General features: G+C 71.3%; 15 protein-coding genes, 1 pseudogene and 1 riboswitch. Of the genes and pseudogenes, 7 read left to right on the forward strand and 9 right to left on the reverse strand.

The annotated features are described in order from the left end of the window. Positions 1 to 9: 9 nt before the first annotated feature. Together AQJ91_RS19395 and AQJ91_RS19400 are read right to left on the reverse strand one after the other, a co-directional pair. Positions 10 to 1,350, reverse strand: a complete 1,341-nt coding sequence (locus tag AQJ91_RS19395; RefSeq protein WP_067022925.1) for a jacalin-like lectin — start codon at positions 1,348 to 1,350, stop codon at positions 10 to 12. A gap of 156 nt (positions 1,351 to 1,506) precedes the next feature. Next, positions 1,507 to 1,716, reverse strand: coding sequence for a hypothetical protein (locus AQJ91_RS19400; RefSeq protein ID WP_067022928.1), 210 nt, complete (start codon positions 1,714 to 1,716; stop codon positions 1,507 to 1,509). A 14-nt stretch (positions 1,717 to 1,730) separates the two neighbouring features. Here AQJ91_RS19400 and AQJ91_RS57805 point away from each other — a divergent pair, with 14 nt between their 5' ends. The 3 genes from AQJ91_RS57805 to AQJ91_RS19415 all read left to right on the forward strand — a co-directional run bounded on the left by AQJ91_RS57805 (position 1,731) and on the right by AQJ91_RS19415 (position 3,185). Then, complete coding sequence (locus AQJ91_RS57805) at positions 1,731 to 2,018, forward strand: FadR/GntR family transcriptional regulator (protein WP_067022930.1); 288 nt, start codon at positions 1,731 to 1,733, stop codon at positions 2,016 to 2,018. A gap of 4 nt (positions 2,019 to 2,022) precedes the next feature. Beyond that, positions 2,023 to 2,388 carry an FCD domain-containing protein gene (locus tag AQJ91_RS57810; protein ID WP_067022933.1) on the forward strand — a complete coding sequence of 122 codons (366 nt, stop codon included), beginning with the start codon at positions 2,023 to 2,025 and terminating at the stop codon, positions 2,386 to 2,388. Between the two features lie 113 nt (positions 2,389 to 2,501). Continuing rightward, complete coding sequence (locus AQJ91_RS19415) at positions 2,502 to 3,185, forward strand: DUF899 domain-containing protein (RefSeq protein WP_067023235.1); 684 nt, start codon at positions 2,502 to 2,504, stop codon at positions 3,183 to 3,185. A 150-nt stretch (positions 3,186 to 3,335) separates the two neighbouring features. On the opposite strand, the gene AQJ91_RS19420 is transcribed toward AQJ91_RS19415, so the two are convergent. Next, a complete protein-coding gene (locus AQJ91_RS19420) occupies positions 3,336 to 4,343 on the reverse strand; it encodes a trypsin-like serine peptidase (protein ID WP_067022935.1) in 1,008 nt (335 codons plus the stop codon). A 334-nt stretch (positions 4,344 to 4,677) separates the two neighbouring features. Between AQJ91_RS19420 and AQJ91_RS19425 the strand changes: the two genes are divergently transcribed. Next, the gene (locus AQJ91_RS19425; RefSeq protein ID WP_199847966.1) at positions 4,678 to 6,018 is read left to right on the forward strand and encodes a cytochrome P450; all 1,341 of its coding nucleotides are present in this window, start codon (positions 4,678 to 4,680) and stop codon (positions 6,016 to 6,018) included. Between the two features lie 79 nt (positions 6,019 to 6,097). On the opposite strand, the pseudogene AQJ91_RS58755 reads toward AQJ91_RS19425, so the two are convergent. The 5 genes and pseudogenes from AQJ91_RS58755 to AQJ91_RS19445 form a co-directional block, all read right to left on the reverse strand. Continuing rightward, positions 6,098 to 6,208 (reverse strand): annotated as a pseudogene (locus AQJ91_RS58755) (class III lanthionine synthetase LanKC N-terminal domain-containing protein); the annotation flags it as partial. Between the two features lie 127 nt (positions 6,209 to 6,335). Further along, complete coding sequence (locus tag AQJ91_RS19430) at positions 6,336 to 7,145, reverse strand: hypothetical protein (RefSeq protein ID WP_067022942.1); 810 nt, start codon at positions 7,143 to 7,145, stop codon at positions 6,336 to 6,338. Then, positions 7,142 to 8,407: a glycosyltransferase family 4 protein gene (locus AQJ91_RS19435; RefSeq protein WP_067022944.1), complete on the reverse strand. Its 1,266-nt coding sequence runs from the start codon at positions 8,405 to 8,407 to the stop codon at positions 7,142 to 7,144. Before AQJ91_RS19435 ends, AQJ91_RS19430 begins: the two co-directional genes overlap by 4 nt. 75 nt (positions 8,408 to 8,482) lie before the next feature. Further along, entirely contained in the window at positions 8,483 to 9,961 is a 1,479-nt protein-coding gene (locus tag AQJ91_RS19440; RefSeq protein ID WP_067022953.1) for a pentapeptide repeat-containing protein, read from the reverse strand. 29 nt (positions 9,962 to 9,990) lie between these two features. Further along, on the reverse strand, positions 9,991 to 10,668 hold the full coding sequence (locus AQJ91_RS19445) for a LuxR C-terminal-related transcriptional regulator (protein WP_067022960.1): 678 nt from the start codon (positions 10,666 to 10,668) through the stop codon (positions 9,991 to 9,993). A 206-nt stretch (positions 10,669 to 10,874) separates the two neighbouring features. Between AQJ91_RS19445 and AQJ91_RS19450 the strand changes: the two genes are divergently transcribed. From AQJ91_RS19450 to AQJ91_RS19460, 3 genes are all read left to right on the forward strand, one after another. Continuing rightward, positions 10,875 to 11,201: a sensor histidine kinase gene (locus AQJ91_RS19450; protein ID WP_067022963.1), complete on the forward strand. Its 327-nt coding sequence runs from the start codon at positions 10,875 to 10,877 to the stop codon at positions 11,199 to 11,201. Then, positions 11,198 to 11,872 (forward strand): response regulator transcription factor, encoded by a 675-nt coding sequence (locus AQJ91_RS19455; protein ID WP_067022966.1) that lies wholly within the window; start codon positions 11,198 to 11,200, stop codon positions 11,870 to 11,872. Before AQJ91_RS19450 ends, AQJ91_RS19455 begins: the two co-directional genes overlap by 4 nt. 185 nt (positions 11,873 to 12,057) lie before the next feature. Then, a complete protein-coding gene (locus tag AQJ91_RS19460) occupies positions 12,058 to 13,539 on the forward strand; it encodes an MFS transporter (protein ID WP_067023238.1) in 1,482 nt (493 codons plus the stop codon). 62 nt (positions 13,540 to 13,601) lie between these two features. On the opposite strand, the gene AQJ91_RS19465 is transcribed toward AQJ91_RS19460, so the two are convergent. After that, positions 13,602 to 14,912, reverse strand: a complete 1,311-nt coding sequence (locus AQJ91_RS19465; RefSeq protein WP_159054607.1) for a C40 family peptidase — start codon at positions 14,910 to 14,912, stop codon at positions 13,602 to 13,604. A gap of 56 nt (positions 14,913 to 14,968) precedes the next feature. After that, a riboswitch (cyclic di-AMP (ydaO/yuaA leader) is annotated at positions 14,969 to 15,143 on the reverse strand. Positions 15,144 to 15,257 lie beyond the last annotated feature (114 nt).

Raw genomic sequence — 15,257 nt, forward strand, 5'->3', positions numbered from 1 at the left:
GAACGGGCGTCAGCGCTGGGTGTAGATGAAGCCGATCTTGTCGACCTCGTCACCGGTCCGGCCGTGGAAGCCGGCGATCTGCCGGCCGGACGGCGCGGTGCGGGTCACGCAGTCGGAGGTCGTCGAGCCGCCGGCCAGGGTGCGGCCGAGGTTCGTCGTGAACTTGGCGTAGAAGATCCGGGTGTGGCCGTCCTTCTGTGCCCGGCAGAGCTGAGCGGTCGTCACGTACTCGCCGCTGCCCAGCGTCAGTGAGGACGCGGTGCCGCCGGAGCCGCCGTGCGCGAGCGTGGTGCCGTTCGCGAGGGTGAGGCTCATCCGGTCGACGCGGGAGCCGGCGCGCAGGGCGATGGTGGTGGCGCGGGCGGCGGCCGGGACGCTGTCGATGTCGTTGAAGTACGTGCCGTGCGGGCCGCCGAACTGGTCGCTGAGCTGGAAGGCGGCGTTGCGCGACCAGGAGAAGTTCACCGTGATCGGGTCGTGGTCGGAGAGCATCAGCCCGTCGGAGGTGAGGAACTTGGCGTGGTCGTTGTTGTAGTACGTGGCGTTCAGCGAGACGAGCTTGCTGCCCCGGTAGAGGACCTTGTCGACGATCTCGCAGGTGTTGGGCACGGTGGGCTGGGTCTGGTCGCAGACCAGGGCCGCGCTGCCCTTGGCCGGCGGGGTGCCGCCCCGGATCAGCTCGACCCAGGCGTCCGTGAGGCCGTTGGCGGCGGCGAACTCGGCGATCGTGTCACCGGAGCGGGTGTAGCGGGTGTTGGTGTCGCCCATGACGACGACCGCGTTGCCCGCCGAGTGGGTCTTGATGAACTCGGTGAGCTGGCTGAGGTTGTCGGCACGCGCCTTGAGGTCGTCGTCGTTGGACCCGGCGTTGGTGTGCACGTTGTAGAAGTCCACGTACACGCCTTCGGCGAGGCGCTCCCGCATGAAGGTGAAGCCTTTGGGAGTGAGACAGTCGCCCGAGCCGTAGGTGCAGGTCCGCCAGCGCACCCGCTCGAAGTCGTCCGCGTCGTAGGAGATCTTCGACAGGGTGTTGAGCCCGCTGCCGATTCCGGCGCCGCCGCTGGTGGGGGTGCGGTAGGGGTGGTTGGTGTCGGCGGCGTACAGGGTGGCGTGATAGTTGAAGTCCTCCTGGGCGTGGACGATGTCGTACGGCGCGATCCGCCGGCCGATCTCGGCGGTGGCCGACTCGCGGGGCGTGGGAGCGCTGGAGATGGCCTCGGGCAGGCCGGCCACGTTGTAGCTGAGGACGCTGAAGGCGCCCGAGTCGGCGGCCGCTGCGGAGGGGGCGGCCGCGGTGAGCCCGCCGAGAGCGGCGGCCACCGCTGCGAGGCAGGCGAGGAGTCTGCGCATGAGGGGTTTCTCCTGGGGTGCGCGAAGTGAGCGGGGGATATGCGGACTTGCAGCGGGCATGTCAAAGGGGAGCGGCAAAGTCTTACCAGTCCTTTTCATCTCGTGAACCCCTTCGACAACATTCACAGGCTTCTCGGTCCGTCTTTCACGGGTTTGTCAGCCCGCCAGGGCCCGGTCCAGGTCGGCGATCAGCTCGTCGCAGTCCTCGCTGCCCAGGGACACGGTGAGTGTGAACACCTCGGTGCGTTCGCAGACTTGGCCCGCCGCGTCCGCGTCGCCGTCCACAGCCCCGGGTAGTGCGCGGACGCCGGGATGGCCTTCGAGGAACTCGGCGATCGACGTGAGTGCCGTCGGCTGCGACGACACCCCAGAGGCGGCCCATGGGTGCACCGCTCATCGAGACGGCGGTCGCCAGGCTCCGGGATCTCATCCTGGACGGCACGCTGGAGCCCGGCGACCGGCTGCCCCGCGAGCAGGACCTGTGCACCCAGCTGGGCCTGTCCCGGAACACCGTCCGCGAGGCGGTTCGCGCACTGGTGACGGCGAGGGTCCTCGATGTGCGGCGTGGCGACGGGACGTTTGTCACGGACCTGACGCCGGAGTTGCTGCTGGGCGGCATCGGAGGTCACCGGGCACTTGGACGCCATGAAAGCCGCCGCGACCCATGAGGAAATGGTGACGCACGACACGGAGTTCCATGCCGCGGTGGCCCGCACGAGCGGCAATACCGCACTTGCGTCGATCCTCATCGGCACCTCCGGCGGGACGTTCCGCGGCCGCGTGTGGCGGGGGATCGTGGAGTGTGACGCGCACGCGCGCACCATCGCCGAGCACGAGGTGATCCTGGAGGCGATCCGGGTCGGGGACGCCCCTCTGGTCCGAGCCGCCGCACTGACCCACGTGGCGACCACCAGCAACTGGCTTGCCGCCATTCTGGAGCGGGCGGCGGCCGTGGCGGACGGGAGCACCCCTCGGCTCCGCGGAGTCCGACGCGCGGCGGCCGTGCCGAAACGGGGCCGCCGAATCTGTCGGCGGTGAGCATACGGACTGAGCCGCTCCGGCCACACCCCGGAGCACGCGGGTGTGCGCCGGTGCCGGTGGCGGGCGACCCTGGAGGTGAGCCCGGACCGAACCGGAAGGTGGACCTCGCCATGAAGACACCCCCGATCGTCTCGCCGCAGGAGTGGGAGGCCGCGCGGCAGGAGCTGCTGGTGGAGGAGAAGGAGCTGACCCGCGCCCGCGACGCGCTCGCCGCCAAGCGCCGGCGGATGCCATGGCAGGCCGTGGAGAAGGAGTACGAGTTCGACGGCCCCGCGGGCAGGGTGAGTCTGCTCGACCTGTTCGAGGGACGCCGGCAGCTGATCGTCTACCGCGCCTTCTTCGAGCCCGGGGTGACCGGCTGGCCCGACCACGCCTGCGTCGGCTGTTCCATGGTGGCCGACCACGTGGGTCACCTCGCCCATCTGAACGCCCGCGACACCACCCTCGTCTTCGCCTCACGCGCGCCGCAGGCGGACATCGCGCGGGTGAAGGCGCGCATGCGCTGGACGATCCCCTGGTACACGATCACCGACGACTTCGACACCGACTTCGGTGTGGACGAGTGGCACGGCACCAACGCGTTCGTCCGCGACGGCGACAGCGTGTTCCGCACCTACTTCGTCAACGCCCGCGGTGACGAGGCGCTGGGCAGCACCTGGAGCTACCTCGACATGACCGCGCTGGGACGGCAGGAGACATGGGAGGAGTCGCCCGAAGGCTATCCCCAGACCGAGCCGTACGCATGGTGGCACTGGCACGACACCTACGACGACGCCGAGCCGGCCAGGAAGTAGAAGTAGCGGCCGGTCGACTGCCGTTGGGGCATGTGTCGTTCCGTACGCCGGGCAAGCCGGACGACGACGAGTGCGTCACCATCCGGCTCACCTCCCCGATGCACGCGGACAAGCGGGCGTTCCTCTGACGGTGCTCAGGCGTTCAGACGCTCAGGACGACTGGGCCGTCTGGTAGAGGTTCTGCGCGTCGGCGCCGAAGTACGGTCCGTACATGGCCGTCGGCAGGAAGTTGTACTTGAAGCTGTTCACCGAGGACTGCAGCCCCGTGCCGGTGGCCTCGTCGAACTGTGTGAACCAGGGGCCTCCGCTGGAGCCGCCGGTCATGTCGCAGGTCAGGCCGTGGTCACTGGACAGCAGGAAGTCACGGTAGGTCGTGCCGCTGCAGTAGATGAACTTCTCGCCGTCGTACGGGGCGGCGGCGGGGAAGCCGAAGGCGTACATGGCCTTGTTGTAGCCGGTGTTGAAGGCCAGGCCCTGGCCACCGACGACATCGGTCAGCGCCTTGCCGTCCAGAGGTGCGACCACGGCCGCGCCGACGTCGTAGTTGATGTCCTCACTGGCCGTCCACTGCGGTGTGGAGAGGGTCTTGGACGCCGTCCACGTGCCGTACGGTGCCTGCCCGTCGTGGTAGCCCGGCACGAACACCCAGTTGGTGTGCCAGGATCCCTCCAGTTTCACGCAGTGGCCCGCGGTGATCACCGTGCTCTTGTTGGCGCTGGTGACGGCGTTGCCGGAGCAGGAGGCGGTGCGGCCCTGGTAGGTGAAGAACACCCGGCCCGCGGTCTGCACCACGGCCCCGCCCCCGGTCCAGGGTCCGCCGCCGTTGGGTATCGCCAGGGCCCCGACGGGAGCGGCGGGCGCGCTGGGGGCGACGACGGTCTTCTCGCCCTTGCGCGGGGTCGACGCCCGTACCTCGGAGCGGTCGACGGACAGGACGTCCAGTGGAGTTGCCTGACGCATCCGTTGTGGGGTCCAGAAGTCCCGGGCCTGTTCCTGCGCCCGGAGCGGCACCGTTCCCGGTTCCGGGCCGGCGGCGTTCGCCGGGCCGGCGGTGACACCAGTGGCCAGTAGTGCGGCAACGCCGGCCAGAGCGCCGAACAGGGTGCGGCGGACGCCGGAGCTGCCGGATTCGTGAAGTCTGCGGAGGCTGCCTTTCACGCGGTCTCCTTCTGCGGTGGGGGCCCGGGCGGTGAGGGTCATCCGGCCGGGTGGGCAGGGGTGTTACTGCGCGGTCAGGAAGGCAGCCTGCCATCAGGAAGCCGTGTTGGACAGGTGCACGTCAGGACGATGACCGAAAATCCACAAACGTGAGGGCCGTTACCGATGCCCCCGTCGTTCACTCGCGAGTAGGGCTGGGGTAAGGTCCCCACCGTTTCCGGCTACCGACTGAAGGTGCGTCGGTACGTGGAGTGTCGGAGGGGGCGGCAAGACGTTGGAATCCCGGTGGCTCGATGGCGGATCAGTGGACCTGGACCACACCCGGTTGGAGGCGATGACACCTGAGCCGCTGCTGACCCGGGACTACGAGACGCGCCCCTCGCTCGTCTACGAGCGCCTGAGGCAGCGGCACGGGCCGGTCGCGCCGGTCGACCTGCTGGGCGTACCCGCTTGGCTGGTCCTGGGCTACCGGGAGGCGCTTCAGGTGCTCCAGGACGACGCCGGCTGGCCGAAGGGACTGGAGAACTGGCGGGCCCGCTCGGAGGGAAGAGTGCCGGCCGACTGGCCGCTCGGGCCGTCGCTGGAGGTCAACCATGTGCTGATCCAGGGCGGTCCGGGATACAAGCCGTTGCGGACGGCGTGGGACGCGGCGCTCAAACCGTTCCAGGACCCGCGCCATCCCCAGGCGAAGAGACTGAAGTCGGCCGTCACCGCCTACGCCGACGAGCTGATCACCTTGGTGGGGCAGGCCGGCGGCACGGGCCTGGCGGACCTGTCCGCCCAGTTCTCGCGGCCGTTGCCGCTGATGGTGGCCAGCCATCTGCTCGGCTTCCCCGGTTCACAGGGCGACGACGCGCTGATGGACATGTGGCGGGTGCTGGACGCGGGGCCGGACGCGGAGCCCGCCCTGGAGCGGCTGCTGGCGACGCTGGCGGAACTCGCGGCGGTGAAACTGGAGACGCCGGGGGACGACTTTCCCTCCCACCTGCTGGCCGCGCACCCCGAACTCTCGCTGGACGAGCTGGCCCGAGAGCTTTTCATGCTGCTCGGCATGACGTCCGACCACGTCGGCATCCTCATCTCCAACACGGTGGTCGAGGTCATCTCCGGTGAGAGCAGCGTGCGGGCCAGCCTGTCCGCCGGCATGGTCAGGGAGACGATGAACCGGGTGGTCATGCGGAAGCCGCCGCTGGTGAACTTCGTACCGCGCTTCGCGGCCAGGGACACCCCGCTCGGCAACTACACGGTCCGGGCGGGCGACCCGGTGTGGGTCTCCTCCGCCGCGGCGCACGCCGACCCGCTCTTCGCCAAGCACGTGGCGCCGAGCACCACGGTCAGCACCCGGGCGCATCTGTCCTGGGGCGCGGGTCCCCGCCAGTGCCCCGCGCGGGAACTCGCGTCGACGGTCGCGGCGGTCGGGGTGGGCCGCCTTTTCGAACGGTTCTCCCATCTGGACCTCGCCCTCCCCGTCGACCAACTGCCGTGGCGTTCCTCGCCCTTCATGCGGGGCCTGCGCTCGCTGCCCGTACGGTACGAACTCGCCTCGGTGCCCGAGCGACCACCGGCGCAGGACCCGGCGGCGGAGCCGGCCGAGACGGTACTGCCGGACCCGTCCGCCCGCCAGCGCTCCTCCTTGTGGCGCTACCTGACGGGCCTGATCCGCACCGGCCGCTGACACCGCCGAACGGCGCGTCGAGCAGCGGCAGCTCGGGCTCCCGGACCAGGGCGCGGGCCGGCGAGACGCGCACGGTCACGAACCTCCCGCTGGACCCGCGGTGCGCGTACTGCGCGTGGGCGAGGAGCAGGGTGTCCATGCCGGGGAGGAACTTGAAGGCCATGCGGCGCGGGACGCAGTAGTCCCACACCGCTGCCCTGCCTCGTAGAAATGCGGGTGCGTGAGGCTACACCTCGTACCGCAGAACCCGGCGACAGGGACATCGAGTGTCTGTCACCGGCCGGACGTGAGATCCGCACAGTCCGCCTGTGCGGATCTCACACCTTCGTCACCTCCACGGACAGGTCGTTGTCCACCGTGAAGTAGGGGCGCAGGACGGCACCGCCGAGCGTGGCCGCCGGGTAGACGAACACCTCCTTGCGGTCCGCCACGTCGTCCAGGAGCCGGCCGACCCGGACACGGGGCACTTCCGGCGCGGGCTGGACGAAGACGTCCCAGACGCCGGTCGCGGCGGCCAGTTCCTCGTGGCCGACCGTGAAGGAGAAACCCCGCCCGTCGGCCTCGGCCCGTGGTTCCAGGGTGTGTTCGGTGCCGCCGGCGCCCCGCAGCCGCAGGAGTACGACGGCTCCCTCCTCGAGGGCGGCGCCGTGCAGGCGCGCACCGACCGTCAGCGAACGGTCCGTGAGGTCGACGCGGCCGGCCTCCGCGTGCGCGGGGCGCAACCAGGTCCGGATCGCGAGGTAGCCGTCCTTGGTGACGTAGGGAATCCGGACGGCCAGCGGTGACCGCCGGTCGCGGAGGTGGCCGTCGACCAGGGCCCGCAGGTCGCGCGGGCCGGGGCGCAGCCGATCCCGCTCGGAGTCCGGTCCCTGAAGCAGGTACACGTCCCACCGGCCCTCGGCGAGAACCGGCTCCGGGTCCAGTACGGCGCTCAGCCGGCCGTCGGCGGGCTTCAGGTCGAGGACGTGGAGGGTCTTCTCGGGCTGCCCCTTCTTCGGCCGCAGCCGCAGCAGCAACTGCTGCGCAGCGTGCTCCCCGTCCGGCCCGGGCGGCAGGTCGAAGGAGATCCGGCCGTCCGTGTCGACCGTGCAGCCCACCCGTGGCCGCGTTCCGTGTTCCGTGCTCATCGCTGTCCCCTCCGTACGACGCGCAGCGCGCTGCTGGCCGCCGAGTACGCGGCGTCCCGGGCTGCGAAGCCCTGGCTGATCAGGACGCCGCCCACCGGGGTGCGGTCCGGTACGACCGGCCGTCCCGCCCGGCGCGCGGTGACCGCCTCGGCGAACAGCCGCTCGGCCTGTTCGACCACCGGGCCGGGAGCGAACCGCCGCGCGTTCCGCAGGGCCGCACGGCCCGCACGGTGGCGCCGCTCGTCGTCACGGACCAGTCCCAGCAGGGCCGCACCCAGCGCGTCCCGGTCCCCGACCGGCACCAGCCGGCCGTCGACGCCGTCCTCGATGATCTCGCCGGGGCCGTAGGGACAGTCGGTGCTCACCACCGGCAGGCCGCAGCGCATCGCCTCGACGATCGTCATGCCGAACGGCTCGAAGTTGGAGGCGGCCGCTCCGATCGAGCCCTTGACCCACTCCGCCTCCATGGGGGCCGCCGCGCCCATGAGGAAGACGTTGTTCCACAGCCCGAGGTCCGCTATGAGCTGCCGCAGCCGGTCGTGTTCCTCGCCCTTGCCGTAGATGCGCAGCTGCCAGTCCGGGTGTTCGGCGGCGACCAGGGCGAAGGCCTCGATGAGCAGGTCGTAACGTTTCACCGGGACCAGCCGGCCGGCCGCGACGACCACCTTCGCGGTGCCGTCCGCGGCGGGCAGCGCGGGATCCGGCACGCTGTTGGGCAGTGCCTCCACCTGCACCCCGGGCAGCCTCATCTTGCGCCGGTAGGCGGCGGCGTCCGCCTCGGTCACCGTGGTGAGCGCGTCAAGCCCGCGGTAGGCGCGGCGCAGCGCGGTGCGCAGCCGGGGCGGGTGGTTGTCCAGGGTGAGGTGCTCCTGTCCGATGCGGACGACGTGCGGCGGAGCCTGGAGGGCGAGATGCACGTTGAGCCCCGGCCGGGTGCCGATGACCACGTCGGCGTCGGTCGCGGCGAGGCACTCGGCGATCCGCTGGTCGGTCAGCTCGTTGTACTGCCCGTAGCGGTACTCGGCGCGCGGGAAGACCCGCGCCGGTTTCAGATAGAGCGGATGTTCCTTGTCCTGTCTGAGATCCACCAGGGGGCGCAGCGACACCCTGGGGTCCAGCGTGAAGTTCGGGTGTTCGCGGTGCCGCAGCACGGAGACGATCTCCACCTCGTGCCGCTCGGCCAGTGCCTGGGCCAGGTTGAAGGTGGTGGTGATAGTGCCTCCGATTCCGTAGGCGTTGTGCAGCAGGAAAGAGATCTTCATGGCGGACTAGACCATGGCAACTAGTGTTCGGTTGCTGCCCGTTACCACTTCGTAGTCCAGGAATCTTCCGTCCCGTCAGTTCCTGTTCAATGTACGCGTGATGCCGGCGAGGACCGCCGTCGTCAGGATCCAGCCCGCCGCGACGAGGGCGTAGGCCAGCCAGGCGGGTGCTCCTCCCGTCCAGTACCACGAACTGCGCTGGCCCAGACCGCCGATCGGGATCAGCAGGTCCAGCGTGTAGACGAACGCGTTGAACGGCGGCACCTGACCGGGGTCGGTCGGGTGCGGGGAATGGGCCCGGAACACCGTGGTGCCGAGCAGGACGAGCGCCGCGAGCCACAGGCCGGCGAGCCAGGGACGGTAGCCGTAGCCGACCGTGGTGTCGAGGAGGTGGCCCCACAGCCGGGCGGGGCGGCCCAGCGTTCTCCTGCGGTGCCGTTGTTTGGCCAGCAGGACCCTGCGGGCGTCGTCGTCATGTCCGATCTGCCGGTACCAGCCCGCCAGTTGCTCGTACGGCTGCGCGGCATAGCCGGGGTTCCGCCGCAGCCACGCGATGCGCTGCTCGGGGGAGGCCGCCTCGAGGTCGCCCGTCTCGTGCAGGGAGCCGTAGGTGAACCCCTGCAGGCGGACCGTGTCCGGCCAGGCGTCCTGCCGGTCGCGGACCGTCACGGCCTGGGCGTCCCGCAGGTCCACCGCGCCGGACGGCGGCCCGGCCGGGGTGAAGATGAAGACGCCGGCCTGCATACGCGTGCAGTCCAGCGCGGTGCCGTCGGCCCGCAGGTCGGCGCCGTCGAAGGTCAGCTGGTCCGGTATCTGCGCGCCCCGTAGACTCACCGTCCCCTCGGCAGTGAAACCCCGCGACAGTGCCAGGCTGCGCACGACCGCGTGGTCGGCGAGGATCGCCTCGGCGCCGGGACGGTGCACCCGCGCCTGCTCCATGTGCATGCCGCCGGCCACCTGCGCGCCCAGCAGACGCATCCCGCCGTGCAGCACCGTTCTGCGGCAGAACAGTCCGCCCTCGACGACCAGCCCGCCGGCCATCACCGCCCAGTCGCGGGGGTACGAGAGGACCGCGTCGCTGAGCAGCAGCTCGCCGGCCAGCCGTGCGTTCGTCAGCTCGAGTCTGCCGTTCAGGGCCGTGCGTCTCAGTGAGACAAGGCCCTCCACCCGGGCCATGGTCAGGTCGAGCCCCGGGAGCACACAGCCCCTGATCTCGACCGTCCGGGTCGTGGCCCCGTAGAGATTGAGCCGCTCCTCGAACCAGCACTGCCGGAACCACAGCCCGTGCCCGATCTCCGCGCCACTGAGATCGAGGGCCCCGCGGATTCGGGCGCCCGACAGCCGCAGCGCCGGAACGGTCCCTGGCGGCCCCGGATTCGCGCCGAGGAGCAGGGCGGTCACGACACCGGCCCGGATCGTCCGCTCGGCACCCCAGCCGCCCCCGTCCTCCGGGGGTACGTCCGAACCGCTCGTACCGAGATTCACCGGGCGACCCGTGGGATACGCATCCCACAACTCGCGCTCTGCCGACGTCAGTTCCTGGTACGAGTGCACCCGGGAAGATTACCGGCGGTGACCCGCCGTCAGGCCGGCCGAACCAGGCCCGACTCGTAGGCGAACACCACGGCCTGGACGCGGGCGCGGGCGCCGGTCTTGGTGAGGATGTTGCTGACGTGGGACTTCACGGTGGTCGGGGCGATGGACAGGCGCTGCGCGATCTCGGCGTTCGACCAGCCCGCGGCGACCGCGGTGAGGACGTCGCGTTCGCGCGCGGTGAGGGTGTCGAGCCGGATCGGCGGCTCCGGGGCGGCGGGCCGGCGCTGCCGACGGACGGCGTCGATGAGGGCGCGGGTCAGGCCGGGGGTGATCACGGCGTCTCCGGCGGCCACGCTGCGGACGGCCGAGGCCAGCTGGTCGGGGGTGGCGTCCTCGGGGAGACAGCCGCCCGCTCCGGCGCGCAGGGCTGCGTAGGGGTACTCGGCGGGCCCGGCGGGGGCCAGGAGCAGTACGCGAGCGGGGTGCCCGCCGCTCACTCCGGCGGCGTCGGGCCGGGCGATGCGGCGGACGGTCTCGACGGTGTTCGTGCCGGGCAGGTCGCTGGCCAGCAGGACGACGTCGGCGCGGAGCGCGGTGCTCATCCGGACGGCGTCGGTTCCGGTGGCCGCTTCGCCGACGACGGTCAGGCCGGGCCGGTCCGCCAGGAGCATGCGGAGGCCGAGGCGCTGCAGGGTCTGGGCGTGGACGACGAGGACATTGATCATGCGGGTGGCCCCACATTCGCACTCTGAACGAAACGGTTTCGTTCACTTGGGAGAAGAGTAGCTCCGCCGCTATCGAAACGACACCGTTTCCCTTGTGGTCTGGGTCACATGCCGACGGGTTTGTCGCGTGCCCGTTCAGCCGAACGGTTGAAACGGATGACGGGAACGCCCAGGATCTCCTTCCGCGCCGAGCACGAGCCGTACCGATGCCCACGGAACGGGCCGTGGCCCTGCTGCGGCCGGCCCAGGGCCTTCCGGCGAACGCGCCTGAACACGCCCGGGCCACACACATACAGGTCACCCTGGTCCCCGGCGACACGACGGCGGCCCTCGAAATCCGGGACGACGGAGTCGGATTCGACCCGGCCTCGCCGCGGGTCAAGGACGGCTGCCGGGGATTCGGGCTGGCCGCGGCACACGACCGGCTGGCCGCGCTCGGCGGCACACTCACCGTCGACAGCGCACAGGGCCGCGGCACCCGCGTCCGGGCCACCCTGCCGGCCGCCGACCGCGTCCCGGTGGGCGCCCGATGAGCGGCATGGAGGATCCGCCCCTGCGGATCCTGATCGTCGACGACCACGCCGTCGTACGCGCCGGACTGCTCGCCCTCCTGGAGGGCGAGCCAGGATTCGACGTCGTCGACGAGACCGGCGACGGGACCGAGGCGGTGCGCCTGGTGGGCCGGCACCGCCCGGACGTCGTACTGATGGACCTGCGCCTGGCCGACGACGACGTCGACGGCATCGAGACCACCCGCGGGATCCTCACCGCCCTCCCCGGCACCCGCGTCGTCGTGCTCACCAGCTACGGCCGTCAGACCGACGTCCTGCGCGCGGTGGAGGCCGGCGCCCGTGGCTACGTCCTCAAGGCCGGCCCGCCCGACGAACTGTTCCGCGCCGTGCGTGCCGCGGCGTCCGGCGGCATGGGCCCGGCACCCGAGGCCGCGGCCCGTGTCGTCGGGCACGCGGTCGGACCGGGACCGGTCCTGAGCGACCGCGAGACCGAGGTCGTGCGGCTGCTGGCCGGCGGACACAGCAACCGGGCCATCGCGAACGCGCTGTTCCTCGCCGAGGCGACGGTCAAGACCCATCTGGTACGGATCTACCGCAAGCTCGGCACCGAGAACCGCGCCGGCACCGTCAGCGAGGCCGTCCGGCTCGGCATCGTCGAACCGGACGCCGGGGTGCGCCGAGCGGCCCGTTGATCGAGTGGTCACGGCCCCCTCGCGGGCGTACCGTCGAACGGTGGACAGCAGTGGACGGCATCGTTCACTGACCCCTCTCGGGGGTGCGACGACCCCCGAGAGCACGACATGCCATGAGCAGCAGCCCGCAGCCGACCCCTTCATCGCGGACCACCGCCCACGAACCGGGCGGCGGCGGCAGCGCGATGGCCCTGCTGGTCATCGCGTCGTGCCAGCTGATGGTGGTCCTGGACATCACCATCGTGAACATCGCGCTGCCGCACATCCAGCGCGACCTGGAGTTGCCCACCACCAGCCTGTCCTGGGTGGTCAACGCCTACACCCTCACCTTCGGCGGTCTGCTGCTGCTCGGCGGCCGGGCCGGTGACATCCTCGGCCGGCGGCGCGTCTTCGTCTTCGGTGTGCTGCTCTTCGTACTCGCCTCCCTGCTCGGCGGGTTCGCGCAGAACGCCGGCCAACTCCTCGCCGCCCGCTCCCTGCAGGGCGTCGGCGGTGCCATCGCGTCCCCGACCGCCCTCGCCCTGATCAGTACGACGTTCCGCGAAGGACCGGAACGCAACCGGGCCTTCGGGGTGTTCGCCGCGGTCTCGGCGGGCGGCGGCGCGATCGGGCTGCTCGCGGGCGGGATGCTCGTCGAGTGGCTGAACTGGCGGTGGGTGCTCTTCGTCAACGTCCCCATCGGCCTGGTCATCGCCCTCGCCACACCCCGCTGGATCAAGGAGTCCGAACGGCACCCGGGCCACTTCGACATCACCGGCGCGCTGGCCTCGACCGTGGGCATGGTGCTGCTGGTGTACGGGTTCATCAGGGCCGCGCAGGACGGCTGGCGGGACGGGCTCACCCTGGCCTCGTTCGCCGCGGCCGGCGTCGTCCTCCTGACGTTCGTGCCGGTCGAGCGGCGCTCGCGGCAGCCGATCACGCCGCTGCACATGTTCGCCGACCGCAACCGCGCGGGCACGTACGGCATCATGCTGTGCCTCGCCGCCGCGATCTTCGGCATGTTCTTCTTCCTCACGCTCTTCGTGCAGAACGTGCTGGACTTCAGCCCGCTGGCCACCGGGTTCGCCTTCCTGCCGGTCAGCGTGGTCATCGCGTTCGGGGCCGGGCTCGCCTCGAAGTTCCTGCCCACGTACGGTCCCAAGCCGTTCATGGTGGTGGGCGCGATCCTCGCGGCGACGGGCCTGGCCTGGCTCACCCTGACCGACGTGCACTCCACCTACGCGGGCAGTGTCCTCGGCCCGATCCTCGTCTTCAGCCTGGGCATGGGCATGGAGTTCGTGTCGCTCACCCTGATGGCGCTCTCCAACGTCCGCACCGAGGAGACCGGCGCGGCCTCCGGACTCCTCAACGCCACACAGCAGGTCGGCGGTTCGCTGGGTCTGTCCATCCTGGTCACCATGTTCGGCACGGCCAGCAGGAACGAGGCCGAGAAGCAGATCCCGCGGTTCCTGTCCCAGGCGACGCCCGCCGAGCGGCGCCGCTTCGAACGCACCGGGGACCTCCCCGGACGCTGGGCCGACGAGGTCCTCACCGCCGGAGTGTCGGCCGCCTTCGTCATGGCGGCGATCTTCACCGTGCTGGCGGCCCTGATCGCCGTCGTGGTCATCCAGGTCCGCCCCTCCGACCTGGAACGCCTCAAGGGCGGCACGGGCCTCGGCCCGGGCTGAGACCGAGGCAGCCCCACGTCAGGATCCAGGATGGCGTTCTCGTCGGGTTGGGGCGACGGTCCTCAGGCGGGCCGTATCACGCTGTGGATGGCCGCCTCCCCGGCGTAGAAGATCGACTCCTCGCGTATGGATGTGCCCGGGCTGGGAGCGTGGATCATCATGCCGTTGCCGGTGGCGATCCCGACGTGGCCGGCGTGGAAGAGGACCAGGTCGCCGGGCTCGACGTAGATGAGGGAGACCGGCGTTCCGGCGGTCGCCTGTTCCGGCGGGGTGCGCGGAAGGGTGACCCCGGCGGCCTTCCAGGCGGCCTGCACGAGACCGCCGGCGTCGTACGAGTCCGGCCCCGTCGCTCCCCAGAGGGACGGCTTGCCGATCTGTGCGCGGGCGAAGGAGACGGCCCGCACGGCCCTCGTGTCCTGCGCCGCGACCGGCACGGTGCCTGTGCCCGTGTCGATGACCTGGCCTGTCGCTGTGCTCCAGCCCGTTGCGGCGGCCTGGTCCGCCGTCGTGGTCCAGCCCGTCGTGACGGGTGCGACCGTGCCGAGCTCGGTCGGCTGCTGTTGCGGCCACTCCGGCCGGGCCTCCGGGAGGGACTGGGCCGTCGTCGCGGACCAGGTGTCCTCGACCGGCGGGGGCTCAGCCGCGGCGAGCGGCGTGCTCTGCTGCACGACGTGGGCCGAGAGCAACTCGCGGGCGTGGGCGAGCTTTCGCCGGTTCTGCTCCTTGGTCGTGCGCAGCGCGGACTGCCGCGCCTCGGTCGTCGGTGCGGGCAGGGCGAGGGACTGGGCCCGGGGGGTTTCCTGCGAGGTCTCCGGCTGCTGAGTCTCCGGCGCGGTCGGCAGGGCCATCGGCAGGGCCGGCACGGGCCCGGCGGTCAACTCCGCCACGGGAGCGGTCGCGGTGGCCGGACCGGACGTCAATTCGGCGACCGGCTTGGCGGTCAGCTCGGGCAGGGCGCGGTCGGCCGTCTCCCGGGCACCGCCGGTGCGGCCGTCCCCGGCACGCTCCGCCGGGCGCGCGGGCCGGGCCCCGGCCGGCCGGTCCGGCCTTCTGTCGGGCGGCATCACGGCAGGGACGGTCGGGCCCAGCCGGGAGCGCGCCACGTCGAACCACTGCCGGGCGACGGTGTCGAGGGCGGGATCGGTGCGCCTGCCCCCGTCGACCGGCCGGTCGACGCGACCGCGTGTCGCCGCGGCGCGGGTCGCGTTGAAGGTCCCGGTGTCGCTCTCGGCCTGGTCGTAGAGCGAGCTGACCCGCTGCCGGACCTCTTCCCGGCTCGGGCCCTCGTCCCCCGCGGAGGGGGCGGCGTTGGCGGTCTGGGCGAGCAGGGCCACCGAGGTGAGGGCCGCCGACGCGAGTGCGGAGTTGCGCATGCCGGGGAGGCTGAGACCCCCCGGTCGCGCGGTGCCTTCCGGCGCCATGGGCGACGTACTCCTTCCGTACTCCGCCTACCGAGTTAGCTGACGGGTTCGGGCGGACGGATCCGGAAGGTGTGCCCTACGGCCCTTGCCCCGAAGGGCGGTTGGGCCGATTCACCCCGAGGTTCGGTGGGTCCCCGGCTCCAGTGGGCCGCGTGGGCGCACCGGACTCGGCGGAGGTCGCGCGACCCGGCGGGGTTCGCCGGAGGGAGTCGAGCGGCCGGAGGTAAACCTAGCCAACTTGTGTGCGGTGCGTGAAGGTTGAGGTGTGAAATGCCCGATACGTTTTTGTGACCTTCG

Origin of the sequence: Streptomyces dysideae (assembly GCF_001514305.1) — a bacterium.
GTDB classification, from domain to species: Bacteria; Actinomycetota; Actinomycetes; order Streptomycetales; family Streptomycetaceae; genus Streptomyces; species Streptomyces dysideae.